At 62.2% G+C, this 20,267-nt stretch carries 24 protein-coding genes, 1 tRNA gene and 1 pseudogene; 13 read left to right on the top strand and 13 right to left on the bottom strand.

Annotated elements, in window-relative coordinates:
- Positions 1-485 precede the first annotated feature (485 nt).
- The 8 genes and pseudogenes from J4E08_RS06895 to J4E08_RS06930 all read left to right on the top strand — a co-directional run bounded on the left by J4E08_RS06895 (position 486) and on the right by J4E08_RS06930 (position 7,775).
- On the top strand, positions 486-1,910 hold the full coding sequence (locus J4E08_RS06895; RefSeq protein ID WP_349537846.1) for a M24 family metallopeptidase: 1,425 nt from the start codon (positions 486-488) through the stop codon (positions 1,908-1,910).
- 42 nt (positions 1,911-1,952) lie between these two features.
- Positions 1,953-3,203 carry an ABC transporter substrate-binding protein gene (locus J4E08_RS06900; protein ID WP_349537847.1) on the top strand — a complete coding sequence of 417 codons (1,251 nt, stop codon included), beginning with the start codon at positions 1,953-1,955 and terminating at the stop codon, positions 3,201-3,203.
- 32 nt (positions 3,204-3,235) lie between these two features.
- Positions 3,236-4,141: a carbohydrate ABC transporter permease gene (locus J4E08_RS06905; RefSeq protein ID WP_349537848.1), complete on the top strand. Its 906-nt coding sequence runs from the start codon at positions 3,236-3,238 to the stop codon at positions 4,139-4,141.
- Positions 4,138-4,968, top strand: coding sequence for a carbohydrate ABC transporter permease (locus J4E08_RS06910; protein WP_183962809.1), 831 nt, complete (start codon positions 4,138-4,140; stop codon positions 4,966-4,968). The genes J4E08_RS06905 and J4E08_RS06910 overlap by 4 nt, the downstream gene beginning before the upstream one ends.
- 4 nt (positions 4,969-4,972) lie before the next feature.
- Positions 4,973-6,154: an ABC transporter ATP-binding protein gene (locus tag J4E08_RS06915; protein ID WP_349537849.1), complete on the top strand. Its 1,182-nt coding sequence runs from the start codon at positions 4,973-4,975 to the stop codon at positions 6,152-6,154.
- 19 nt (positions 6,155-6,173) lie between these two features.
- Positions 6,174-7,082, top strand: a complete 909-nt coding sequence (locus J4E08_RS06920) for an ABC transporter substrate-binding protein (RefSeq protein ID WP_349537850.1) — start codon at positions 6,174-6,176, stop codon at positions 7,080-7,082.
- A gap of 40 nt (positions 7,083-7,122) precedes the next feature.
- Positions 7,123-7,491 (top strand): annotated as a pseudogene (locus tag J4E08_RS24495) (aspartate/glutamate racemase family protein); the annotation flags it as partial.
- A gap of 104 nt (positions 7,492-7,595) precedes the next feature.
- Positions 7,596-7,775: a hypothetical protein gene (locus tag J4E08_RS06930; protein WP_502949247.1), complete on the top strand. Its 180-nt coding sequence runs from the start codon at positions 7,596-7,598 to the stop codon at positions 7,773-7,775.
- Positions 7,776-7,789: 14 nt separating this feature from the next.
- Here the strand turns inward: J4E08_RS06930 and J4E08_RS06935 are convergent, their stop codons facing one another.
- Positions 7,790-8,725 (bottom strand): MurR/RpiR family transcriptional regulator, encoded by a 936-nt coding sequence (locus J4E08_RS06935; protein WP_349537852.1) that lies wholly within the window; start codon positions 8,723-8,725, stop codon positions 7,790-7,792.
- 28 nt (positions 8,726-8,753) lie between these two features.
- Here J4E08_RS06935 and J4E08_RS06940 point away from each other — a divergent pair, with 28 nt between their 5' ends.
- A complete protein-coding gene (locus J4E08_RS06940) occupies positions 8,754-9,335 on the top strand; it encodes an HD domain-containing protein (RefSeq protein WP_349537853.1) in 582 nt (193 codons plus the stop codon).
- A 74-nt stretch (positions 9,336-9,409) separates the two neighbouring features.
- Here J4E08_RS06940 and J4E08_RS06945 read toward each other — a convergent pair whose 3' ends face one another.
- From J4E08_RS06945 to J4E08_RS06975, 7 genes are all read right to left on the bottom strand, one after another.
- Complete coding sequence (locus J4E08_RS06945) at positions 9,410-10,339, bottom strand: metallophosphoesterase family protein (RefSeq protein ID WP_349537854.1); 930 nt, start codon at positions 10,337-10,339, stop codon at positions 9,410-9,412.
- 94 nt (positions 10,340-10,433) lie between these two features.
- Positions 10,434-10,922 (bottom strand): metallophosphoesterase family protein, encoded by a 489-nt coding sequence (locus J4E08_RS06950; protein WP_349537855.1) that lies wholly within the window; start codon positions 10,920-10,922, stop codon positions 10,434-10,436.
- A 77-nt stretch (positions 10,923-10,999) separates the two neighbouring features.
- Positions 11,000-11,146, bottom strand: coding sequence for a hypothetical protein (locus J4E08_RS06955; protein WP_349537856.1), 147 nt, complete (start codon positions 11,144-11,146; stop codon positions 11,000-11,002).
- A gap of 475 nt (positions 11,147-11,621) precedes the next feature.
- Positions 11,622-12,467, bottom strand: a complete 846-nt coding sequence (locus J4E08_RS06960; protein WP_349537857.1) for a glycosyltransferase family protein — start codon at positions 12,465-12,467, stop codon at positions 11,622-11,624.
- 103 nt (positions 12,468-12,570) lie between these two features.
- On the bottom strand, positions 12,571-12,831 hold the full coding sequence (locus tag J4E08_RS06965) for an amphi-Trp domain-containing protein (RefSeq protein WP_349537858.1): 261 nt from the start codon (positions 12,829-12,831) through the stop codon (positions 12,571-12,573).
- A gap of 180 nt (positions 12,832-13,011) precedes the next feature.
- The gene (locus J4E08_RS06970) at positions 13,012-13,299 is read right to left on the bottom strand and encodes a hypothetical protein (RefSeq protein ID WP_349537859.1); all 288 of its coding nucleotides are present in this window, start codon (positions 13,297-13,299) and stop codon (positions 13,012-13,014) included.
- Between the two features lie 166 nt (positions 13,300-13,465).
- A complete protein-coding gene (locus tag J4E08_RS06975) occupies positions 13,466-13,732 on the bottom strand; it encodes a hypothetical protein (RefSeq protein WP_349537860.1) in 267 nt (88 codons plus the stop codon).
- A gap of 187 nt (positions 13,733-13,919) precedes the next feature.
- Between J4E08_RS06975 and J4E08_RS24500 the strand changes: the two genes are divergently transcribed.
- From J4E08_RS24500 to J4E08_RS06995, 4 genes are all read left to right on the top strand, one after another.
- Positions 13,920-14,582 (top strand): TrbI/VirB10 family protein, encoded by a 663-nt coding sequence (locus J4E08_RS24500; RefSeq protein WP_502949248.1) that lies wholly within the window; start codon positions 13,920-13,922, stop codon positions 14,580-14,582.
- A 255-nt stretch (positions 14,583-14,837) separates the two neighbouring features.
- Entirely contained in the window at positions 14,838-15,320 is a 483-nt protein-coding gene (locus tag J4E08_RS06985) for a recombinase family protein (protein ID WP_349537861.1), read from the top strand.
- Complete coding sequence (locus J4E08_RS06990) at positions 15,317-15,502, top strand: recombinase family protein (RefSeq protein ID WP_349537980.1); 186 nt, start codon at positions 15,317-15,319, stop codon at positions 15,500-15,502. The genes J4E08_RS06985 and J4E08_RS06990 overlap by 4 nt, the downstream gene beginning before the upstream one ends.
- Before the next feature lie 63 nt (positions 15,503-15,565).
- Positions 15,566-15,694, top strand: a complete 129-nt coding sequence (locus tag J4E08_RS06995) for a hypothetical protein (protein ID WP_349537862.1) — start codon at positions 15,566-15,568, stop codon at positions 15,692-15,694.
- A gap of 84 nt (positions 15,695-15,778) precedes the next feature.
- Here J4E08_RS06995 and J4E08_RS07000 read toward each other — a convergent pair.
- The 5 genes from J4E08_RS07000 to J4E08_RS07020 all read right to left on the bottom strand — a co-directional run bounded on the left by J4E08_RS07000 (position 15,779) and on the right by J4E08_RS07020 (position 20,255).
- Positions 15,779-15,868, bottom strand: a tRNA-Ser gene (locus J4E08_RS07000).
- 166 nt (positions 15,869-16,034) lie between these two features.
- On the bottom strand, positions 16,035-17,945 hold the full coding sequence (locus J4E08_RS07005; RefSeq protein WP_349537863.1) for a KpsE/RkpR family capsule polysaccharide export protein: 1,911 nt from the start codon (positions 17,943-17,945) through the stop codon (positions 16,035-16,037).
- Positions 17,923-18,582, bottom strand: a complete 660-nt coding sequence (locus J4E08_RS07010) for an ABC transporter ATP-binding protein (RefSeq protein WP_349537864.1) — start codon at positions 18,580-18,582, stop codon at positions 17,923-17,925. The genes J4E08_RS07005 and J4E08_RS07010 overlap by 23 nt, the downstream gene beginning before the upstream one ends.
- A gap of 301 nt (positions 18,583-18,883) precedes the next feature.
- Positions 18,884-19,918 carry a permease gene (locus tag J4E08_RS07015; RefSeq protein ID WP_349537865.1) on the bottom strand — a complete coding sequence of 345 codons (1,035 nt, stop codon included), beginning with the start codon at positions 19,916-19,918 and terminating at the stop codon, positions 18,884-18,886.
- A complete protein-coding gene (locus J4E08_RS07020) occupies positions 19,911-20,255 on the bottom strand; it encodes an ArsR/SmtB family transcription factor (protein ID WP_349537866.1) in 345 nt (114 codons plus the stop codon). The genes J4E08_RS07015 and J4E08_RS07020 overlap by 8 nt, the downstream gene beginning before the upstream one ends.
- Positions 20,256-20,267 lie beyond the last annotated feature (12 nt).

The following is a 20,267-nucleotide window of genomic DNA, read 5'->3' on the forward strand; positions in this document are numbered from 1 at the left end:
ATAATCCCCATGCCGTATCCTCTACCTTGCCCAATGGCGCGCGCTGGCCGGGTGCACGGCCTTCTCGCGCCCGCTTGCGCGTTAGGGAATCACATTGTCCAGTGTGAAAGCGAGGAGGTTGCATGAGCGGTGATTTCCATCTCGCGTCGTTTCCGAAGCGCCCAATGCGACGTCACGGCTTAATTTAACACCTGAAACTTTTCTCCCATAATTTGGAGAAAAATGCCAATTTATCTTCTGACCCACGGTCGGAATGTGTGCCTTAGTTAATTATTATCATAGTGATAGCGCGATTTTCATGTTTGGTATTCTTGTGCCGATAAGAGGCAGAGAATGCGTCATTTTGCGTGAAATCGGCGGATGGTTAAATTTTTAGCAGATCTGGAAAGCGGGTTCCTTCCTGCTTGACCGTTCACCGGGGTGAGCGGCTCTTGACCTTACAACGCGCTGAAATGGCGCTTAAGTAAACGTAGAAGAGCCTGCCCATGACACTGACTAATCTGGCTTCAGCCACACATACGATGCCCCGGATGGAGCGCCTTCTGGACGGTTTCGAACCGGATTTCGAATTCCGTCCCGTGCCGCCCTTGCCAGAAGGCGAGTTCGCCGACCGCTTGCGTCGGATCAGGCAGGAGGCCAGCGCAGCAGGGCATGATATTCTTCTGGTGCATGCAGACAGCATCGGTTCGTATAAGGCGTCGAATTCCTATCTCCGCTACATCTGTGACTGGGCCCGCGAGGGCATGCTGCTCATTCCCACGGACACCGACCTGCCGTTGGCGCTCTACACCATTTTCGCCAGTTCGGTCTTGCTGCCGCCGGCGGGCGAGCCTGTGCTGGTCGACGACATCTGGCAGGTGGGCACTTGGGGCCGCGAGACCTACAACCGTCCGGGTCGCGGGCTGGACCGGGTTGTCGATGCCACGGCAAGGCATCTCGACCGCATGGGCTTTTCCAAGGCGCAAATCGGTTTGATCGGTGACGCCACGTCGGCGCCCTACTGGGCCGGGCTGAAAACTGTGCTTCCCGGCTGTCGCTTCGAAATGGCCCAAGGGATCGTCAACCGCATGCAGCGCCGCCGCTCGAAGGCCGAACAGGCCGTTGTGCGCGCAGCGGCGCAACTGGCCTGCATTGGTATGCAGGCTGCCTATCACGTGATCCGCCCGGGCGTGACAGATCACGAGATCTACGCGGCCTTCACCTTTGCGCAGATGGCCCGGGGTGGCGAGACCGGCGACGGTTACCAGATCGGTATCAATCCCTACGGCACACATTGCAGCAAACCCTACGGGCATGTTGTTCGAGAGGGTGACATCATCAATTTGTACATCTCGGCGGTGCAGTATCACGGCTATACCGCGCAGATCGCGCGGATGATCGCCGTCGGCGACATCACGGAGGAGCAGGAAGAGGTTCTGACGATGTGCACGGAGGGCGTTGAGGCCGCGGCCGCGCTGGTCAAACCCGGCGCGCTGATCTCCGACGTCGCCAACGCGTCGTTCGAGCCTTATATCCGCCGCGGCCACCTGTCCGACGCCGACAGCCGGACCATGCCCTACAACTGGAGCGCTGGCGACGACGGCGCGCCGCTTCTGGTGCCGCAGCAACACGTCCCCGACCCGGATTGGGAGGCGATGGGCCGTAGCGTCAACCATGTCTGGCCGGCGACAAAAGGGCCGCACAACCCCAACGTCGGGCACTCGGTCTCCCTGCCCAAGATGCCGCCTTACAACATCCAGTCAAACAATCATGACAAGCTCGAAGAGGGCATGACATTCGTATTGCATTCCCAATGGCTCGACCCGCTGACCGCGGGTGCGAACATAGGTAACTGCTATCTCGTGACAGAGACAGGCGCCGAGAACCTCTCCTGTCACGTGCCCCTTGGCGTTCATCGCGTTCCCGCGTGACGCCTGCACCCAGCCAAACTGCACCAACAAGAGGACACTCCGATGACACTTACACGACGCACCCTGATGGCGAGCGCAACCGTCGCCGCAATGATCGCAGGCGCGGTGGCTCCGGCTGCCGCTCAGGACGAGGTTACGCTGACCATTGCCAACACCCAGTGGCTTGACGCGCTGCGGGGCGAGAAACTGTGGGCTTCCGTCAAGAAGTTCGAAGAAAGCCATCCGAACATCAAGCTGGAACAGCACACGATCTCGCGCAACGAATTCAACGACCGCCTGATCACGGAGATGGGCGCGCGCCAGGGCCCGGACATCATCATCGCGCAGGATAACCTGTTCTTTACCCTGATCGGCGCGGATTTCCTGATCCCGCTGGATGACGTGACCGAAGGCGTTGAAAACCTGAACGCCACAAACGACAATGCCGTCGTCGACGGCACCCGTTACGGTATTGGTTGGCATCGCGCCGTTTATGCGCTGATTTTCAACAAGTCCATTCTGGAGAAAACGGGCGCGGAGCTTCCCACCGACGTGGATGGCCTGATTGCCGCCGCCAAGGCCGCGAATGAGGCTACCGGTGCCATCGGCTTCACGGGCCGCCACTCGATGAACGAATTCAGCCCCTGGTCGCAGGACTTCCTGAACTGGGCTTATGGCTACGGCGTCGAGCTGGTGGACGAGAACGGCAAAATCACGTTTGACACGCCGGAAATGGCGCAGGCCTTCGAGGCGTTCAAGGAAGTCTATGGCAGTGGTGTCATGCCAATCGGCGACCAGATGAGCACGCAGCGTACGCGCTTCAAGGAACAGCAGGTGGCCTTTTCGATCGACAACTCGGGCGGTTCGCTGAACATTGCCACCGGGGGGCCATTGCCGGGCACCGATCTGGGGTCGGCCGCGCTGCCCTTCCCGAACCCCGGGGCGCACCAGCAGATCTTTCTCGGTGTGAACCTCTGGTCGAGCGAAGAGGAACAAGCTGCGGCCAAGGAATTCCTGTCCTGGCTGATCTCGGAAGAAGGACAGCTGTCGCTCCGCGCGGCTTCGGGCCCCGACGCACTGGCGACGGATGTGCCCGTCACCGAAGAGTTCGTCACGGCGAACCCCTGGGCGACGACGTTTGCCGAGATGGCGGAGAGTTCCCGTTCGACCCTCATTCCGGGTTACGAGATGGAAACCCAATCGATCATGCGCCCGCTGATGAACGGCCTTGAAAAGGTCCTGCTGAACGCTGCGACCACCGAAGACGCCCTGAGCCAGGCGCAAGCCGAGATCGACGCCGACTACAGCAACTGAGCCGCAAACCTTCGGTGAAAGGACCGCGACCAATGACTTCTCCTTTGCTCTTTCGGGGTCGGCTGCTGCCGCGTCTGGTCCCTTACGCGTTCGTTGCGGTCCCACTGGCCTACATGACGCTCTTCGTCTTCGGCCCGCTCATCCAGCAAGTCTGGATGAGCTTCACCGACACGCGTTTGATGAACCCGACCGCGGGCGATTTCATCGGCCTCGAAAACTACCAGGACCTGTTCTCCGACAGTCAGTTCTACACTTCGCTCAACATCACGATTGTGTACACGATCCTGACGGTGGTCATCGGCGTGCTGGTTGGAACGATTTCCGCAGTCGCGCTGGATCGACCGTTCAAGGGCCGGGCCATCCTTCGGACCGTCATGCTGTTCGGCTGGGCCGTGCCCTCGGTTGCCGCCACGCTGGTCTGGCTGTGGATCTTCAACGGGCAGTCGGGCGTTGCCAGCGACATCACCGAAGCCCTGGGGCTTGGCCGCATTCCCTGGTTGACCTCGGTCGACTGGGCGCTGACATCCATCATGTTCGTCACCATCTGGCAGGTCGCGCCTTTCGTCATGCTGGTCATGATGGCGGCGTTGCAATCGGTGCCCGAAGAGGTGCGGGAGGCCGCCCGCATCGATGGTGCCGATGCGCTCAACGTGTTCCGCAATGTGACCCTTCCATGCATCATGCCGACCATGCAGGTGGTGGCGTTGCTGGTTGCGGTTTGGTCGATCCGCCGGTTCGAGGTGATATATCTGCTTACCGGGGGCGGCCCGATCGGGTCCACATCGACCCTGGTCGTCCAGCTTCGCCTGACCGCCTTCGAAGATTTCGAGCTGGGCCTTGCCTCCGCCTACGGGGTCGTCGGTCTGATCCTCGCCCTATTGGTCGCCTCGATCCACTTTCTTGTCGAGCGCCGCCGCGCATTGGTGATGTTGAAATGAAAACCAACCCTCTCTTTGTCTTGCTGCGTGTGATTTTGATCGCGGTTCTCGTGACCTTTGCCGGCTTTCCGATCTACTGGATGGCCACCACCGCGCTTGGCACCGACACGCAGCTTTTTAACACCGGGCAGGTGCCGTATCCGCAGTTGTCCAACCTGCCGGACCTGTTCTCCGCCCTCGCCGAGGTGCCTATTCTGCGCTGGATGTCCAACACGGCCATCATCGCGCTTGGAAACACCTTCCTCAGCCTGATGCTGGGATCCGTCCTTGGCTACGCGCTGTCGCGGTTCAAGTTCCACGGCCGTGGCGCGATCGGGTTCCTGATGTTCATGACACAGGTGATCCCCGAGGCGCTGCTGGTGGTGCCGCTCTATGCGATGTTCATCTCTCTGGGGCTGCTGAACAGCCTCTGGGGGGTGATTCTGGCCAATGTCGGTTTCTCGCTGCCTGTCGCGGCCTTCATCCTCAAGGGGGCCATCGACGCAATCCCCTACGAGATCGAGGAATCCGCCATCATCGACGGCTGTCCACGGCTGGGCATCCTGTCTTTCATCGTCTTCCCGCTCATCGCGCCCAGCCTCGCTGCTGCGGCTGTGATCTGTTTCTTCGGTGGCTGGAACGAATTCCTGTTCGCCGTGACCTTCCTGATGGACCCGGACCTGTGGCCCGCCGCAGTCGGCCTGGCCAGCTTTATCGGCGAATACGAAACGCCGCTCTCCGCCGTTATGGGCACAGCGCTGATGTTCTCCATTCCCGCCGTGGTCTTCTTCCTCCTCGTGCAACGCAAGATCGTCGCAGGCCTGACCTCCGGCGCAGTCAAGGGATGATCCAATGCCCAAGATAGACTTCAAAGGTATCTCGAAGACCTTCGGGACCAACACTGTCATCCGCAGTTTCAACGCAACCGTCGAGGATGGCGAATTTCTTGTCCTTCTCGGGCCGTCGGGCTGCGGCAAGTCCACGCTGCTACGGATGATAGCGGGCTTGGCCGAAATTTCGGGCGGCGAAATGCTGTTCGACGGGACGCTCGCCAACGACTGGACGCCCAAGCAGCGCGGCGTTGCCTTCGTCTTCCAGAGCTACGCGCTGTATCCGCATATGACGGTGCGCAGCAACATCGCCTTTCCGCTGGTGATGGATCATTTCCGCAAGTGGCATCATATTCCGATCGTCAACACCATTCACCGCTGGCAGGTGATGAAGCGTCCGGAGGTGAAGGCCGCCGTCGATAAAATGGCCGAGCAGCTGGAACTTACGCCGTTGTTGGACCGCCGTCCTGGCAGCCTGTCCGGCGGCCAGCGCCAGCGGGTCGCGCTGGCCCGGTCGCTGGTGCGCGATCCCTCGCTCTACCTTCTGGACGAGCCGCTGTCGAACCTTGATGCCAAGCTGCGCACCCAGATGCGGTCAGAGATCACGACGCTGCACCAGAAGGTGAAGAAGACCTTCGTTTACGTCACCCACGACCAGGTCGAGGCGATGACAATGGCAACCCGAATTGTGGTGATGAACGGCGGCACCATCCAGCAGATCGGCACGCCCGACGAGATCTATGACGAGCCAGCCAATACCTTCGTCGCCAAGTTCGTGGGCGCCCCGCCGATGAACCTGCTTCCGGTCCAATTGAACGGCAAGGTCCTGACCGCCGGGGAAGGCATCACCTGGACACACTCCGGTCAGAAACCGGTGGGCGAAATAAAGGCCATTTTCGGCATCCGCCCGGAAAAGCTGGAACTGCGCCCCGAGAAAGCCGGCCGTCTTCCCGCGCGCGTGGCAGTGATCGAGCGTCTGGGGGCCGAGACGATCATGGGCTGCCGGCTGGGCCTCGGCGACGCGGGCGACAGTATCTCGACCGAGGATCTGGTCTTTGTCCGGATGCCCGGGCATCCCGGACTGTCGCATGGGGATGCCTGTTCGCTGGACTACGCGGACGCCGATGCCTGCTGGTTCGACAAGCCGACCGGACAGCGCATCGCGTCACAGCAGGACAACACCCGGGTCGCTGCAATTGCCTGACATATCGAAGGAGACCAACATGGACCGCTTTCTGGTTTCGGCCACCGGCCACAGCCTCAACTACCTGCCGCATTACATCGCTGCGGAGCAGGGGTTTTTCCGCGATGAAGAGCTGGACGTATCGGAGGTGGTGCCACGTCCTTGGGATCTGGTTCTCGATCACATCCGCGACGGCACGGCCGAGGCGGCTCTTGGTGGCATATGGGTGCCGTCGATGTTCCACGGACGCGGTCGGCGGCTGGTGCCCTTCGCCCAGGTGTCAAACCGTGCGCCGCTGGCTCTGGTCGGGCGCACACCGGCGGAGGCCTTCGATGCCGCCGCATTGGTTGGCAAGACCGTGCTGATGAAAGGGTCCAACGGTGCCAGCGTGGGGCTTTACCTCAAGATGATGCTGCGCGAGGCCGGCGTGGACCCGAAGTCGGTCAATTACGTTCAGGACCTTGATGGCGGGATTCTTCAGGCCTGTTTCGCCGGCGGTATGGGGGATTTCCTGCTGATCGACCTGCCCGGCGCGCTTGCCTATCAGGCGGCAGGCCGGGGGGCCGTGGCAGCGGTTTTCGCCCAAGACGGCGGCGACATTCCCTGGAGCGTCTACTACACCGAAGGTCTTTCGCCCCATGACACCCGGCCAGCGCGCTTCTCACGCGCGTTGGCGCGTGGAATGGACTGGGTCAACGCCCATGCAGCCAGCAGCTTCAGTGACTTTCTCGCACGGACCTTCCCGAAGGTGGATCCCGGCATCGCCGTTCAGGTTGTCGACACCTACCGCGCCTGCGGGATGTGGACGACGCCGCAAATCGGCGGGGCATCATATGCGCGCTGGCAACAGGGCATCGCCGACGGCCATTTGAGCGATGGCCCGATCTCCTACGACGCACTCATCGACGACGCGCCGACCCGCGCGATGGCCGGGAGCCTGCCCGCATGATCCGCGTTTCAGTGACAAATCCAATACGACTGCATCGATGATGGAGCGTGTAGCGCGTACGGCCCGTGCCGCCGCCCCGGATGTCGAGGTGATGGCCGGCCAGTCGGCCAGCGGCCCTGATGCCATTCAAGGCCCGTTCGGCGGCGCGCTCGCGGTGCCGGGAATGCTGACGCGGATGCGCGAGGCCGAGAGCCAAGGCCCATGTGATCGCCTGTTTCGACGACACCGGGCTGGAGGCGCGCGCGCGCTTCTCAATGGGCCAGTCGTCGGCATCGGCGAGGCGGCGATGCACGTCGCGTCGCTGGTGGGCCATAGCTTTGCCGTCATCACAACGTTGTCACGCTCCGTGCCGGTGCTCGAACACAACGTTGTATGCTACGGAATTTCCAGCCGGTGCCGCGCGGTTCTGGTTTGCGATATCCCCGTGCTCGCGCTGCATGACCCTCTGACCGGTGCCGCACAGAAGATATCGGATATTATCGTCGAGCCAAAGATCGGGGCGCGGAAAGCATCGTGCTGGGCTGTGCCGGCATGGCTGACTTTGCCCGCGATCTCGAAGCACAGCATGGTCTGCCGGTGGTGGAGGGGGTTGGCGCGGCCATCGGATTGGCTGGGAGGCTTGCGCCCCTCGGCGCAAACACCTCGCGCAGCGGCGTCCGGGCGCGCCCCTCGCGTGCACACCTTTTGCGCTGAACGGGCCTGCGGCGTCATTCCCTCGGCTGCGGGGTCGAGACGTCATCGAGCTTGCGCACCAATTGGTCGATGCGGCGATAGCGCGCGATTGCCGCATCGCCCATCATCGCGTGAACTTGCCACGCTAAGCAGTTGATGAGCGTGACCGCGGCCGTGAACGTATTGAAAGGGGCGGGGCTTTGTGTCCGACACCGCAGCGTGATGTCGGCTGCCCTTGCGCTCGCACCTGCGGAGAGATCGGAGATCAGCAAAGTGCGTGCGCCCGCATCGCGTGCCGCCTCAAGAAGTTCGACCAGCACCTTGGGTCTCCGCCGGAAGGCGATCACCAGCAAAAGATCACCTTCCGCGAGGCTGCCGACATCATGAGACAGGGAACCCGCCCCGAATTGCATCATATGCACGTCGCCCCGGATTAGCGTGAGATAATGCCCGATGTGCAGGCCGAGCCCTTGTCCGCTGCGCAGCCCGATGATCCACACGCGGCGCGCGGTGGCGATATCCCGGGCCGCTTCGGCCATCCGCGCCTCCGGGATGGCGGTCAGGGTCAGGCGGATGTTTTCAACGTCATCCTCCATCATCCGCTTGGACGAAGCCTCCTGCGGCTGTTCCGCGCGTCCGAGGCCGCCCTGCGGCGAGCCCCAGAACTGCTCGTTTCGGATCGCCCGCTTGGCCTCCGGATAGCTGCGGTAGCCAAGTGCGCGGATCAGCCGGGCCGCGGTGCTCTTGGAGACGTTCGCCCGCGCGGCAAGCTCGGCGGCCGTGTAGATCGGCAGGTCCATCTGATGCTCGAGCAGCACATCCGCCAGCCGTTGCTCAGAGCGCGTAAGTTCGGGGTAGGCGCGATAGATCCGTCCTTCCAGCGTCTGGTCTCCGGTGCTCTCGGAGTGCTCCGGCCTCTCGTCCGCAGCGGGGGAACCTGGGGGCGAACTTTGGGAAGTTTCTTTCTTCATGCCAACATCTGAACAGGATACCTGCGAAATGAAAAGCTACCAAATCGTCAAGACCGACACGCGCCAGACGCGGCAGATGCTCGAGGCCTTTCCCCGCGCCGCGGAGCTGGAGCCTGTGCTGCAAGCCGCCCTGGTGACCGCCTGGGTCTCGGTGCTTGCCTCGTCCACATTTGAGCGGATCGTCGATGTGCCTTTCTCTTACGGTTCCGGGACGAGCTTGGTCGACCACACCAACGATGTCACCGAAGCCGGGCTGGCGTTGATGTCCGTGGCGGCGGAACGCTGGGGATGGCAGGTCAACCGGCAGACCCTTCTTGCCGTTCTATTGCTGCACGACGTGGACAAGCCGCTTCTGATGGAAAAGTGCGAAGGGAACGATCTTCAGACGCCTGTTGCGTCGCGCATTCCGCATGGTGTTCTGGGGGCGTTACTGCTTGCCGAACTCGGGTTGGACGAAGCCATCGTGGCCGCCGTCGCGACACATGCAACGAATGCCCCGGTGCGTGGCCCCGACCCGGAGGTCATGATCCTCCATTATGCTGATCTGTTTGCAGCCGACAGTGCTCTGCTCAAGACCGCGCGTCTGCCTTTTTTCCGTCGCTGCGGATAGCCTGAAGCGAGATGGCGTCACTCCGTCCTCCTGACCCCGCATCGCTGCTGGCCAGGTCAGAAGGCGGGAACGTACTATCTTTTTTCGTGCCACGGAGCTTTGCGGCACAAAGCGATTGAGTGTCGAGCGCGCCCTTTCCCGAACGGAGGCAAACGCAAACAGCCCCGACCATGCGACCGGGGCTGAGCGAGGGGGAAACACCCGCGTCGGACCGCGAGGACATCATCCGGAACAGTGACGGTGAAGGTCACATCCTGATAGTCGCGGTCGCCGCCGCCGTTCTTGATCGAGACGACGACGGAGGCATCGACCGCCTGTGCCGCCGCAAAGTTGGCGTCCGCGGTCAGGTTGCCAAGGTTGGTTTCCCGTGTGCGCAAGCCGTCGGGATCGTCGTCGGTGTAAGTGCCGGTGCGGTTGCAGCTGAGGGACACGTCCGACACGCCGAACATGTAACCTTCGGTCGCGAAGATCTGCGTCTCAATGGTATCCGCGATGACCTGAAATTCCGGGTCGACAATGGCTTCGGCCTCCAACGCCGCAACGCCCGCCTCGTCCCTGGCATGGGGACCGGAGACGGTCGGGTCGCCGCTGTCGGCAATGATGTGGCCGTCTGCGTCGAAGTTCATCACAAGGCGTCCGACGTACTTGTATGAGCCGTCGGCGGTGCGCACGATGATCGGGTAGGTGCCCTGATCGCTGTCACCAGCGCGCAGCACGTCAGTTTCGTCGAAGAGGCGCGTGGTGGATCCGCCCGCTACGATCACATCGACTTCAGAGAGGTGCGCGGCCAGCTCCAGCTCGATGCCGATCAGCTGCATGTGCGCCAGCAGGCCGACCTTGTTCGTGCCGGGGTTGGCATCCACCTGGGTATGGACATGGGCGGCCAGCGCATCGAGTTCCTCGGCTGTCGGCTGTCGGCTGTCGGCTGTCGGCTGTCGGCTGTCGGCTGTCGGCTGTCGGCTGTCGGCTGTCGGCTGTCGGCTGTCGGCGTGCCGGGCGTCCAAGACGGCGAGATGGTGATGTCACCGGGCGAGGATATCCGGCCCGGCGCCGGCGTGGCCGAAACCACGATGCCGATCAACTCAGCGTTCACGTCGATCACCATTGAAGAACTGACGACGTTGCCCATCGGAGCTTGGCGGCCGTCCACGGCAAGCGGTGCCATGTTGGCATCGGTGCTGAAGTCGAGGTTGGTGGACATGTAGGCAAAGTCCGCGCCGTCCAGATCGGTGCCTGTGAGGGCGGTGAACTCACCGGTCGCGGAGCCATCGATGACGCGGCCAGAACGTCGGTATTCTGATCGCATTCGCGGTTATCCAGCGCCATGGCCTGAACGCCCAGCTCGTTCTGGATCTGGATATCCGCGATGCCCACGGAGCCGAAGATGTCCTCGGATGCGCCAAGGAAAACGCCCGGCAGCATCGCGCCACCGGACGAAAGGGGCAGCGTATTGTCGGCGATCCCGTGTGCGCCCAGATCCTGTGCGCGCAGGGCATTCAGCACGGCTGACACGCGCGGCGCGTCGTACACGGCAGCGGTGTTGGCTTCCCGCTCAGCGAAATGCAGCAGCTCCAGCGTGAAATCCACTGGTCCAGTGGGCCGCGCCGGGTCGACCCGTCCGGGCCGGGGCCGTCCACGCGGTAGGCTCAGCCGTCGAGATGCTCTCACGCCTGACCGGTGCCGTCGGTGTTTGTGTCGCCGAAGACGTCGATCACTGTCCCATCCCTGAACAGCTCGACCGCGTCGTCGCCGTTGATCGCGACCGCGTCGGAGGTGAAGTCCGGGTCAAAGCCGAATAAGGCGTTGAACATCGGGGCTTCGGTGGCAACGTAGATCTTCTGACCCGCGACGGCGGCCCCGAGAGCGTGACTTCTTCGCCGTCGCTGCCGCCCCCATTGCTGGCGACGCCCAGGCTGTAGATGGACAGATGGGTAATATCGATGAGTGCGGTCGGCTCGACGGCCTTCGGCGTGCCGCCGGACAAATATCCGCCGACATTGCCCGAAATGTTCAGGTCGGTCATGGTGGTAGTCCCCAAATATATAATTGATCGCACGCGACAAGCGGCGGAGTCCTGCATGGGGGAAGGTGATCCTGTAGCGCTTTGTTTACGATTTGGCCGATCGGTTCAGCGTCGCCGCATGAAGGGCCAATCGCACCCGCGGGAGGTCGGCGTCGGTTTCCGCCTAAACGGCCAAGGCAACGGTCCATGATTTCGGGACAGCGGGCGAAGGACACCGGGCGAAGGGCACTGGTCAGCGTCTTCCCGGAACGGATCGCCTTTCGTCAGCTGGGGGTGGCCTGCCATATCCCGTAGGTCTGCTGAAAATACGCGATGGCCCGTCGGTTCGAACAATCCCTGTCCGCCCCGTCGAACACGCTGTCGCGCAGCGCCGCGACCGGATCGTTGGTCGCGCGCAGGCAGACCGGTTGCCGTTTCGGCAGCCAGATCGGTACATTGCGTCGCGCGAGCTGTCCCGACAACCAGATGTCGTCCACCATCCAAACATCGTGAGGAATGTCGAAGGCGGTCTCGTCGAAGAACTCCGGCAGCACAAGGACACCTGCATACCCTAGCAGGACTTCACTGTAGCCGGGCTGCGCGACGGGGCGACGGCTCGGGCGTGGTCCGAGCGGTGTCGCGCGGCGCTCCCGGAGCCTCTGCAGGGTGCGCTCCCATCGGTAGGCGGGGTCGAAGTACTCCTTGCCGACCTTGGCACGCGGCCCGGGCAAGGGGAGCGGCTCCGTCTTCAGAATCTTGTGCAAGTGACGCCCGTAGACGGCGATGCAGCAGTCGGGTTTCTCCGCATGGGCCTTCAGCAAGCCTTTGGCCCAGCCTTGCGGATAGATACGGTCATCGTCGCAGAACAGGATCGGCGTGGACGTTCCTTTCAGGTCGCGAACCGCATGCAGCGCCTTGGACGCCGGTCCCAGGTCATCCTCCGTGCGGATCACGCGGACGCCCTTCGGAACGTCTGGCAGCGTGCCGTCCCAGTCCGGGAACCGTCTGTAGGCCTGCGGGATATGCAGCCTGATCTCGTCGACTTCGACCGTCTGGCGCAACAGGGAGGCCAAGGTTTCGGGCAGGCCGGAGAACCGGGCAGGGATGGAGGTCAAGGAAATAATGGCCATGGTCTTCTAAGTCCTGCGGGGCACCGCAAATCAGGGGTACCTGGTTTCTTGCGCGTGTCGCGTATGCGATGCAGGCGGATCCAGCGTGTCGCCAGCCTCAACTTCAGATGCGCGGCCTGCCGGTTGTGCTGGTTTGCGGTGTCTCGGGGTCGGCCCAGCTGACGCGCAGGCTTACGGTGCAACGGCCATCCAGACGCTCGCCCTGCAGCCGCATCCGCTCGGCCGTCTGCATGAGCAGAAGGTCGTCCTCGTCACCAAGGGAGATCTCACCCTTTGCGACGCCCTTGGGCAGCGCGGTCAGCAGTGTCTTGATCGTCTTCGCATCCTGCAGGGACTCGTGAGAGAAACGCTTGTCGGTGCTCATGCTCAGGTCCTTGCCATGCCGTCAGTGCGTCATCATCCGCTCCGGGGCAAAGTGCTTGGCACGCGGGTGGTCACGGCTCAGACCAATCACATCTCCAGAGGGAAAAATCAAGGTCGCGCCGGCGCCGATCCCCTCCAGCCGTTCGAACGCACGCGAGGCGCGGTCGAGCGTAACGCCGCCTTATAGGTGCAGCAGCCCCTGCTTGGCCAGCAGGCGTTGGCCCGCGTGGTTGTTCACGTGGCCTCCAGCCATGTGCAGGCCCGCGCGGTTCAGGGGCTCGACGCCCTGGTCCGAGAGATGGCAATCGGCGGCGAGGGCTTGTTCGATGCGCGCGACGGGCAGGTTGGCGGTCGAGCCCAGCTCGCGTTCAGCCAGCGTAAAGGTCTTGCGCAGCTCAGCGATCTCGCGGCCCAGGGCACGCAGCGTTTCGATCAGGTGTCTGCTGTCTGCCAGGCCCGAAGTTGCCACGAACAGAGGATCACCGGCGCCGGCGTCAGACCAGGATCACTCAGCCTGTCGTGCAGGATTCGCGGGCTTGTAGCACGCCATCGTCGGGCATCGCCCAAGGCAGTCGCGCCGAATGCACGCCTTTCCCCGGGGCGTAGGCCCCGGTATTAGAAAGGCATGGCAGGTCTCAACCATGGAAAAGGTCCCGGCCTGCGGACACTATGGCGTCGAGATCGATGCGACCGAAAACCTCGCAGACCCGCACGCCTTGCACGGCGTCCAGATAGGCGGTGGGATCCGGCGTATTGCCTTTCGGCTCGAAGCCTCCTCCCGTGCGCTGATAGAAGGGGCCGGGGCTATTCATGATGACGCTGAGCAAGTCGATGCGGTCCGATAGCGTGACAGGGGCGATCTGCGTAAGCCGGTCGCCGCCCCGCGACCAGTTCAGCACCAAGAAGTCGGTGAGCGGCCCGTCGAGCCGTATCCGGTCCGGGCCGTAGACCTCGGGGATGATCAGGTCCTATTTCTCCTTGAGGTCCCAGCGTCCGGACACGGCTAGCGCCCGCGCTCCATCGGTCACCGCCACAGCATAGGCCAGCTGCCAACTGTCGCGCACGCAAGCGTTCAGCGCCTGCAAATTGATGATGGTGCTCTCTTTCTCGCTCACCACGCCCGCGGCAGATCCCGAGGAAGAGCGATGCCGCGCCGAGGAAGAAGCCGCGCGGCTGACCAATGTGCTCTTCCAGCCAGGCGCCCTGCTCCTGATCACGCAAGGAACCCGCATCATCGGTCAATATGATGACGGCGTGACCTTTGGCCAGCTCAGGGTGCTCTTTGTATGGCATCGCCTGATTCTTCTGGCGCGCCTGCCGGGCGGGGGGCAGCGGTTACGCCGGCTTGAACATGGCGTCGACTATCATTGCTGGGGTCTGATGAAGGCCGCTGGACTTTCCACACTGCTCAAGGTCGGAACGGAGCTGGCGGTCAGAGGTCCGGCTGATCCGCGACGGGGTGCAGGATACCGTCAATCAGGCAGGAGCGCAGATTGTAAACTGCCGGTTGCAGGTCGCGCCGACACTGACCATCCGGCCCGGCTTTTGTCGGCAGGCAATCGAGAGTTGTTGCGCGTCATCCATGAGGAGAAACCAGCGCCTCGCTGGAACAACTGGGCCAACTCATCGGCCGTGCCACGCCAAACGTTTCGCGCCCGCTCAAGAAGTTGGAGAGTTTCGGCCGCGTTCGCATGTGAATGGGGAAGGGTCTCAACAGGCATCCCAAGGTCATTCATGACCGGGTTGACCTAGTCTTGCGCTGATCAAGCCTCGCAGGAAAGGAACCCGAAAATGAAAGTCCATAATCACAATGTCGCCGTGAGAGCCGCTCTCTATCTGCGTGTCTTTAGTCTCCACCAGCCGGCAGGCCGAACGTGCCGTGTCGATCCTCCCGCGACCAGCGCAAGCAGGGCGATGCATGGTGCGAGGCGAGGGGCTATCAGCTTACGAGACCTTCATGGAGGTTGGCGCGTCGGCCGCAGATGACCGCCACCGCAGACTCAGCGCATGATCGAGGCGGGAATGTCCAAGCCGGCGGCCTTCGATGTCGTCGTGGTTCAAAGCTTCTCGCGTTGCTTCCGCGATCATTCCGAGCTGGAGCTCTCTGTCAGTAAGCTGGCGAAGAACGGTATTCGCCTCGTCTCCATCACGCAGGTGATGGGAGACGACCCCATGCGCGATCATTGTGCCGTTCGACGAAGACCAGTCCAAGGAAACCGCCAAGCAGGTCCTGCGCGCCTTGAAGGAAAACCTGCGGGACGGCTTCTGGGATGGCTCGCAGCCGAGCAGCGCAGCGCGAAGGTCAAGGAGAAGCTGGAACTCGACCCTCTGCACGCTGACACCGTCCGCCTGATCTATGGGCTCGCACTTGAAGGCGACTGCGATGCTGGACAGATGAGTGTAAATGCCGTCGTCAACCATTTCAACGCCAAGGGCATCTTCACGCGGAACGGCGGCGCTGGGGCGTCGGCCAGGTTCACCGCATCCTGACGCGGCGCACCTATATGAGAGAGTATCAATGGGGCAAGAACGGCAAGAACAAGACGGACAAGGAAGCCGATGAAATCGTCATCGTGCCGGTCCCGCCGATCATCGACCGCGAGACCTTCGACGCCGAACACAAGCACTTGCAAGCCCGCAACCCCAGATCGAACTGCCCGCGCGCGTCGTGATCGGCTCCACGCTTCGGACAGACCTTGCTCGACAGCCCCTGCAACAGCGCTGTCATTTCTGCAATGATCCGTAAGTTCTCGCAGATTGCACGCGATCGTATCCGGAACCGAGAACACGGCTATCGGCGGGATCACCTCCGCGCCTTGGCGCAAAGTGTCGAGCTCGCCGACGACGCAATGCGTATCATCTGATCGAAAATGGAAGTGCGGAGGACGCTCGCAGGCGGACACGTGCAGCAATCGGGTGTGATTGGTGTGCCCAAATTCGGGTTTGAATGGCGGAGAGGAAGGGATTCGAACCCTCGAGACGGTTCCCCGCCTACACACTTTCCAGGCGTGCGCCTTCGACCACTCGGCCACCTCTCCGTCGACGCGTCTAGCAAAGGGACGTGGGGGGGTGCAAGCGCATTTCCCAACTATTTTTCAGTTTTATGATAGTTTCCTGCGACAGATCAGCCGCGCGGCAGGCAAGACCCTGACTGGAAACAAAAGTCCCGGCCGCATGGCGGCCGGGGAGATCCTGAAAACTGCCTTAGCTCGACACTTGCTCTCGTAAGATCGAGGCCGTGAGGGAGACCATGAGGTAAGCTCCGGCAAAGATCAGGAAAGCCAGGATCGTGTTTTCGAATTTGCGCGGATAGCTGGGATCCTCAGAGGCGACGGGTTCCACTGAGGTGGTCATGTAACGCGCCTGGTTGTCGGCCTCACGGCGCGCCCCTTCCAGTCGCTCCAGAGCGGATTGCAACATCAGGTCGCGGGTGGCGAGGTCTGCCTCGGCAAGCTTGATCTGAACCGCCATTTCCGCCAGTGACTGTTCCCCGGTCGTGGCCTGTGTCATCTCATTGTTCAACTGCGCCAGCAGAGCTTCCAGGCGCCGGATGTCTCCGCGCGTACCATCGACCTTTGCGGTGTTCGGGCGAGAGTTGTCGAGCAGGGCCTGCAGCTGAAGCCGTTTTTCCTGCAGTTCGAGCTCTCGGGTGTTGATTTGCGCGCGCAAGGCGCCGATGCGTCCTTCCGGGTCAACGATATTGCCCTCTTGTTGCATGCGCACGAGTTTCTCCTGCGCAGACATTCGGTCGTTCTCGGCCTTGATCAAATTCGACTCCGCCGACAGGACCGAGTCAGACCGTTTGCGTGCGGTCAGGTTGTCGACGCGCGCCTCGGCGTAGGTGATCAGGGCGCGGCTGAATTGCGCCGCCAGATCGGGGTCGGCGGCGGTGATTTCCATGCGGATCACGCCTTCGGTCGGGTCGAAGCTGATCTGCACATTCTTCTTGTACAGCTTGTACGCTTCTTCGTTCGACGCATCGGGTTCAAGCCGCTGAATCGGGTCGATTGATTCCTGTGAGAAATGGTCGACAAATCCCACGTCCGCATCCAGACGCAGCATGACTTCCTTGGATTGCAAATAGCTTTGCGTCGCGATGGCGTCCTGTGCCGTATCGAAAGATGTGCCGCTGAGGAAGCTGGGCACAGCTGCCCCGGAGCCGTCGTTTTTGAGGATCAGGAATTCCGACTTTGTGGAATACATCGGCGTGGCGACAACGTAAAAGTAGTAGCCCATGATGAATGTCGGCAGCAGGACAAAGACGGCCAGCCGTGCCAGCAGCAGCATCATTTTCTTGCGACGCCGGGCAGCCAGCTCTTTCTGAATCCGGGCGATTTCAATGGCGCGGCGTTCTGACGGAGGCATGGATTCGGTCGATGGCAGTTTCTGCTTTTCGACCTGAACGGTCTGCGGCAATTGCACCTTGCCATCAGCGGCGTGCTTTTCAGGGCTGTGCCCAGCGGGATTCACCAGTTCCAGCATGTTGCTGCGCTGAAACGGGTCGATGCCCTGCTTGCGCAGCAGGCGCACCGCGTCGAAATCCGATGTCGGTGCCAGCCCGTGTTTCTGTGCGACACGGCGCGCCATGCGGAGTTGGCGTCCGGTGAGGCCCTCTTGACGGATCGCTTCCATATCGGTTTCGCCTTGCACCTGGGCCGGGGAGGATACCTCGCCTGCATGCATGGCAGCGTCCTCTTGTGCGGCGGCGGGAGCGGCTGAGGCGCCACCGCCTGATACGGCGGAGGTTTGCGACGGCGGGCGCGACGTGGCCGGCTGTACTGAGGCGCGAGAGGTGGCGGCGGTCCGCGGCGTCGCGGGGTGTGCGGCGGTCGGGCGTGCTTCTTGCGATGTGGCGTTTGGGCGTTCCGATGCAGAACCTACCGCGGACGTGCGCGCGTCCTGAGGGCCGGGGGCAGGGCGGCGCGAAAGGCTTGCTTGCTGCGTCGCAGGGGCAGGCTTGCCCGCTGCGCTGGTCGATTGCGGGACGGCAGGTCGCGCGGCCTCACCAGAGGTGGTGCGCGCCTCGCTTGTGGACTGCGTCGACGACGCTTCCGCTTCACCGCTCTCGGTCGTCCGCCGGATGCGGAACTTCTTAGCCTTGGGTTTCGTAGTCATACAACTGTTTCGCTTCTTCCAAGGTTTCGAACATATGCAATCGGCCGTCCATCAACACGGCGGCCTTTTTCGCGAATTTTTCCAAAATGGCGGGCTGGTGGCTGACGATGATGATCGTCGTGGTCCGAAGCCGTTCGGCCAGCAGATCGCCGGCCTTCCTGTTGAAATTGGCGTCGGTGGAATTCGGCATCCCTTCGTCGATGAGGTACATGTCGAAATCCAGTGCCAACATCAGGGCAAAGGTGAACCGGGCGCGCATTCCGGAGGAATACACCCCGACAGGCTGGTCGAAATATTCCTTCAGATCACAGAGCCAGCGACAGAAGCTTTCGACATAGTCCGGGTCTAGGCCATACATCCGCGCGATAAACCGGGCGTTTTCCTTGGCCGAGATCTTTGAGACGACCCCACCCATGAACCCCAGCGGGAAGGAAATACGACACCCCCGCCGGATTTCGCCCTCGTCGGGTTTTTCCAATCCAGCCATCATGCGGACCAACGTGGTCTTGCCCGTGCCGTTGGGGGCGAGAATGCCAAGAGATTCCCCAAGTTCGACACGAAACGACGCCCGGTCAAGGATCACCTTGCGCTGGGTGCCTGTCCAGAAGGACTTCGATACCATGTCGAATTCTAGCATTCAGGGAGGTTCCCCCGGTGTTCACTCGTTATCCCCAAATGGGGTTTCAATTCGATTAAAATAGCAATTAGGCCACATTATGGCCCTGAGCGGAAACAATGACAACGCGTGGCTCCATGTCTCTTTGGCCAGAGAAACTCTGCGCCGCCGGAGACGGCCAAGGCGTGTTCCGTCGCTCTGACGGAACACGCCTTGGTACCTTAGGCCTTTCGCATTGGCGCGTCGAGCATCGCGGTCATCTGTGCCAGAACGGCCTGCGGGTCGGCTCGACGGCTGGAGGGTGAAGCCAGGGCCGCCCCGGCTAGGCGACGACGCTCCATGTCAGCCCGGCAAGCACAGCCCCTGTAAGCGCAAACCCCAGGTAGGCGGCAAACACGCGCGGCTTCACCAAAGCCCAGACCGCGATGGCGGCTGGAATCGATGATACGCCTCCCGCCAGCATAAAGCTCATGGCGGCCCCATCGGCCATGCCCATGTTCAGCAATTCGCGCACCAGCGGCACGGCAGCATATCCGTTGAGGTAGGCGGGCATACCCACGAATGCGCCCAGTAGAATCGGCTTCAGGCCCTCGCCGCCCAGCACCATCGCCACGCTTGACGCCGGAATGTAGCGGATCATCACCGCCTCCAGCACATAGGCCAGTGCCAGCCACTTCAGCAGGAACAACCCGTTGTCCATGGCAGCGGTGCGAAAGGTCTCCCGTCTTTCAGGCTCCTGCCAAAACCGCCAGAGCGGCGCCCCTTGGAACGGCTTTTTAACGCCGCAGCATCCCCCGACCTTGGGCGCAGTGCGCAGTGGATCGGTGAAAACGGGCGACCTTTTCAGCAGCATTGTGCCAAAGCCGCCGAACAGCCCGATGGACACGGCGGCCACCATCTTGGCGCTGGCAAACTCGAACCCCAACACCCCGGCCGTCACCGAATACATCGCCGGGTCCATCAGGGGGGAACTGATCCAGAAGGCCATGACCGCTGACAGCGGCGCCCCCACGGCCAGAAGTGCCGCGATAAAAGGGATGACCTGACAGGAGCAAAACGGCGACAGCCCGCCAAGGATCGCGGCCACGAAAATCATCCGCGTCTCCCGGCCCTCGAAGGCTTTGGACAGCAGCGTTTCAGCGCCGGTGGCCTTCATATAGGCCACCGCCAGCACGGCAAACAGGATGTAGGGCGCGGTTCGCCCCAAAGCGCCCAGCCCAAAGCTCACCGTGGGCATCAGCTGGGCAGGCTCCACCAGCGCCACGGCAACCAGCACCACGACAATCGCGGTCCAGGCGTTGAAAATCGCGTCTTTCACGCGTGGCCAGAGCGGCGTCGGGGCAGAGGTGTCAGCCATAACGGCCTCCTTCGGTGTCAGGCGCGCAATCGGCGCAGCAATGGCGCAACAGGTAGTCGGACAGCAGCCGCACTTCACCGTAATTGGCCGCGGCGCAGATCGTCGCACGCCCCTGCCTTTTTTGGTGCACCAGCCCGGCAGCTGCGAGGATCTTCAAGTGATGCGTCAGCGTGGAGCCGGTGATCCCACAGCGCTCCCCCAACTGGCCAATGCGCAGACCGGGTTCGCCTGCACGTACCAGCACCTGCATCACCGCAAGGCGCTGCTCCGATCCAAGCGCCGCGAACTGGGCCGCGACGATCTCTGGCGTCAATTCAGTCTGTTCATTCATTTTCATAAACCTAGAAAT

This window comes from Sagittula sp. NFXS13 (assembly GCF_040148795.1).
GTDB classification, from domain to species: Bacteria; Pseudomonadota; Alphaproteobacteria; order Rhodobacterales; family Rhodobacteraceae; genus Sagittula; species Sagittula marina.